The following is a 4,113-nucleotide window of genomic DNA, read 5'->3' on the forward strand; positions in this document are numbered from 1 at the left end:
GCTGTGTCCAAAAGCCCTCGTTTAACCAGCTTTCCCCCATCCGGCGAAACTTCCCGCTAAATTAAAGAAGTGTAAAAATTATTCAGACCCTACCAGGAGATGCCATGCCTCGCGTCAGAGCACCAGAATTCCCCGTAAAGTACCCGTGGCTGAACACCGAGAAACCTTTATCCATTGAATCCTTAAAAGGGCGCGTCGTCCTCCTGGACTTCTGGACGTACTGCTGCATCAACTGCTTGCACGTCCTCCCAGATTTAAAATACCTGGAACAAAAATATAAAGATTCCCTCACGGTTATCGGCGTGCATTCGGCGAAATTTGAAAACGAAAAAGAAGTTGAAAATATCCGCCAAGCTATTCTCCGCTACGATATCGAACATCCGGTAATTGTAGACAGCGGCATGAAAGTTTGGCAAAGCTACGCGGTTCGCGCTTGGCCGACTTTAATGGTGATCGATCCGGAAAGTTATGTTGTGGGTTTTGTTTCTGGCGAAGGCAATAGAGAATCGCTCGACCAGTTGGTTGGTAAGTTAATTGCTGAATACAAAGATAAAAATGCGATCGCCTTTAAAGAACTTCGTTTCAGCTTAGAAAAACAGCGCAAACCTCTGTCAACCCCGCTGGCTTTTCCCGGTAAAGTGCTGGCATTTGCCATTACTTCAATGGAGGCAAAACAGCTTGACCAAAATGAAGCGCTTTTGGGCGAAATGACTGAGGACAATCAATCTGTAGATGAAACTGTTTTGCCGGGGCCTGCGAACTCGGTTCAACAAAGCTTGGTTGGTTCTTGCTTGTTTGTTGCAGATTCTGGACACAACCGAATTGTTGTCAGCAGTGCTGAAGGTGAGGTGCTGCACGTCATCGGTACGGGGAAACCGGGTTTGACTGATGGCAAGTTTGAAGAAGCTGAGTTTTTTGCACCTCAAGGTATGGCTTTTGATGCAGAAAGTCAAATTCTCTATGTTGCTGATACGGAAAATCACGCTATCAGAAAGATTGATTTTACAACTGAGCGGGTGGAAACTGTTGCTGGTACCGGTCAACAAAGTCAGGAAATTGGGCCGCGCAGCGGCAAGGGTTTGGAAACGCAATTGAATTCGCCTTGGGATTTAGAAAGGGTTGGCGATCGACTTTTTATTGCTATGGCGGGTTCGCACCAAATTTGGGAGATGCAGTTAGATGCTGGTACGATCGGCACTTATGCGGGTACGGGCAGAGAATCTTGTGTTGACGGTACTCTTGCAGAATCTGCTTTTTCTCAGCCCAGCGGCTTGGCTACGGATCGATCGGAGTTGTTTGTTGCTGACAGCGAAATTAGTTCGATTCGCGCCCTGGGTATTGATGAAAACCCGAAGGTGCACACTGTCTGCGGTAGCGGTGAATTGTTTGGTTTTGGGGATAAAGACGGCCGCGGTGATGAGGTGAGGTTGCAGCACTGTTTGGGTATTGAATACAGTCAAAATTATCTTTGGGTTGCTGATACTTACAATCACAAAATTAAGCGGATCGACCACCGCAGCGGTACTTGCATAACTATGATTGGAGATGGTAAAGCAGGTTTGGTTGACGGTACAGGTGTCAAGGCTCGATTTTTTGAACCTTCGGGGTTGAGCGCGATCGGGTCTCATTTGTTTGTTGCTGATACCAACAATCACGTGATTCGGCGAGTTGAGTTGGATACGCTGGAAGTCACAACTGTGGATTTAGCGGGTTTGTGCGCTCCTGATGTTTGTCTTCCCGATCGATAATGTAGGGTTGACTTCTAGGGTGCGTCAGACGAAGTTCTACAACGATTACCGAGGATTTTTGCTCTGACGCACCTGACTAGATTGATGTCAAATTAAGCTCGCTCATTAGTTGACACCAATGCAATGCCCACCTAACTCTATACAATGTTCATTTATAACTTGAATCTAAAATCAGCAATCGGAAATCTCAAATTATGAATTGCTCAGCAAACGCACAATTTTTTCGGCATCGTTCAGTTCGCCAACAATTCGCCGTACCGGTTTTGGCCAAATTTTAATCAAAGTAGGTGTTGCTGAAATCTGATCTGCCTCGGCTTGTTCGGGATGTTTTAAAACATCAATTACTTTTAAAGTGTAGGGACGGTCGAGGCATTGTTCTAACAATTGGTGTAATGTTTCGAGGGTGCGTTCGGTGCTGGGGTTGTTGCCGGAAACAAACAGTCGCAAAACGTACCCTTGAGTTGGTGGCGATGCGGTGAGTGCTGTTGGTTGGGTTGGCTGCGCCTGCTGCGGTTGCTGGAAGCGGGAGGGAGGTACGATCGGGAAACTGCCAAAGTCCGATCGCCCAACCGAGACCGGATACTGTACAACCAAGTCGTGATTTTCCCACAGTTCGGGGAATTGTTGGTGATAAGTGGCGATCGCCATCGGTTCGCACATTTCGTTGCTGCGGGGATGCCAAACCAAGTCGCCAGTGCCAAAAATACCATTGAGCAGCGTTTGATGTCGCAGCACCGGCCCGTAGGCCTCGGCTGCAACCCGCAACTGTCGATCGCTCCGATCTCGCCAGCAGTCAACGGTTGCCGTGAAGCAAGGTATCAGAAAATGCGGCGGTTCCGACAAACCGAGTATTTCCTGTAGAGCTACGCACAACTGCAAGTGCCACTGAGTTTGCTTGCGGGAGTCTATGCAATAGATTAAGTCTCCCCCTGGTGTAAACAGTGCAATGCCTTTGAAAATTTCCGGCAAAATCGGGCGATCGACTTTCAATTAAGTACACCAATAACAGTTAGCAGTTAACAGTTAACACTCGATTTTTACCAGTTGATAATTGACATTTACCTTGATGAGCGGGTTTAACAGTTGATAATTGACATTTGATAATTGTCAACTGTTTAAATCCCCATCCTAAAAACCTCGTTGTCAACTGTCAACTGTCAACTATTTAGACTCGACCTCGGAGCATCTGAGCCATTTCGTTCGGGAACGGCGAGTTCTCTACACAAAGTTCTTCAGTAATCCGACCTTCTTGATAAAGGCCGTAGAGCGACTTATTCATCGTCGTCATCCCTTCATAAGTATCTTTGATCATGATTTGATTGATTTCCTCATTCTGCCCCTTCAGAATGTATTCCTTAACCACGTCGGTATTGATCATAACGTCGTGGAAAGCAGCCCGCTTCCCGTCTGTGGTTTTGCACAGCAGTTGAGCAATAATCGCCACTAGCGATTCGGAAATTGATACCCGTATCGCCTCCTGTTCTTCCGCCCCGAACATATCCAGAATCCGGTTCAGGGTTTTAACCGCACTGTTGGTGTGCAGGGTTCCTGCAACTAAGTGACCGGTTTGAGAGGCTTTGAGGGCGATTTCCACGGTCTCTCTGTCCCGAATTTCTCCTACTAGCAGCATATCCGGGTCTTGTCGCAGAGCGCCTTTGAGAGCGCTCATAAACTTGAGGGTGTGCCTGCCTACTTCCCGGTGCTTGATCAAGGATTTTTTGCTTTCGTGTACGAATTCTACCGGGTCTTCGATCGTGATGATGTTGTAGGCTTTATGCTTATTGATGTAGTCGATCATCGCGGCCAACGTGGTAGACTTACCCGAACCTGTCGGGCCCGTTACCAAAATCAGCCCTTTGTGGTAGCCACATATTTTCTTAAAGACCTCCGGCAGCTTCAATTCCTCCATAGTCAGTATTTTGGCAGGAATTAGCCGCAGCACCATCGCCGGGCCGGCCAAGGAGTCCATGCAACTGATCCGGATGCGGACGAAACCGAAGTCGAAAGCGCCGTCAAAGTCTAGGGTTTTTTGGAAAATTTCTATTTCTTCATCGCTCATGCACTCGCGAAGCCAGCCAAAAAACGTATCTAAATCTGTCTGTGGATAGCCGATGTCGGCAATTTCTCCCCGCGTCCGGAAGCGGGGGAATTCGTTTACTCCCAGGTGAAGGTCGGATACTCCTTCTTCTTTGGCTCGGATGACTAGCTCTTTCAAAGTCGGAACTCCGCCGCTAGAACTCGGATTTTTAGCTGTGGGGAAGGATTGGGGCGGTACAGCAGGCGGCGGTGCAGCAGGCGGCGGCGGTGCTGGTGGCATTCCTGCTGCTCTGGGAGGCATCCCGGGAGCAGGAGGGCGGGGCAGCCC

The 4,113-nt window shown here is 48.4% G+C and carries 3 protein-coding genes; 1 reads left to right on the top strand and 2 read right to left on the bottom strand.

The genetic code is table 11. The annotated features are described in order from the left end of the window. Positions 1-104 precede the first annotated feature (104 nt). Positions 105-1,748 (top strand): thioredoxin-like domain-containing protein, encoded by a 1,644-nt coding sequence (locus IQ270_RS28730; protein ID WP_193976525.1) that lies wholly within the window; start codon positions 105-107, stop codon positions 1,746-1,748. 192 nt (positions 1,749-1,940) lie between these two features. Here IQ270_RS28730 and IQ270_RS28735 read toward each other — a convergent pair whose 3' ends face one another. Both IQ270_RS28735 and IQ270_RS28740 read right to left on the bottom strand, forming a co-directional pair. Next, positions 1,941-2,738, bottom strand: a complete 798-nt coding sequence (locus IQ270_RS28735) for a circadian clock KaiB family protein (RefSeq protein ID WP_193976526.1) — start codon at positions 2,736-2,738, stop codon at positions 1,941-1,943. 175 nt (positions 2,739-2,913) lie between these two features. After that, a complete protein-coding gene (locus IQ270_RS28740) occupies positions 2,914-4,110 on the bottom strand; it encodes a type IV pilus twitching motility protein PilT (protein ID WP_193976527.1) in 1,197 nt (398 codons plus the stop codon). Positions 4,111-4,113 lie beyond the last annotated feature (3 nt).

The sequence above is a fragment of the Microcoleus sp. LEGE 07076 genome (assembly GCF_015207455.1).
Lineage (GTDB): Bacteria > Cyanobacteriota > Cyanobacteriia > Cyanobacteriales > Microcoleaceae > Microcoleus.

Bases quoted from the DNA above. Each gene is read 5' to 3' on its own strand.
- IQ270_RS28730 (WP_193976525.1), top strand. From the start codon at position 105: ATGCCTCGCGTCAGAGCACCAGAATTCCCCGTAAAGTACCCGTGGCTG.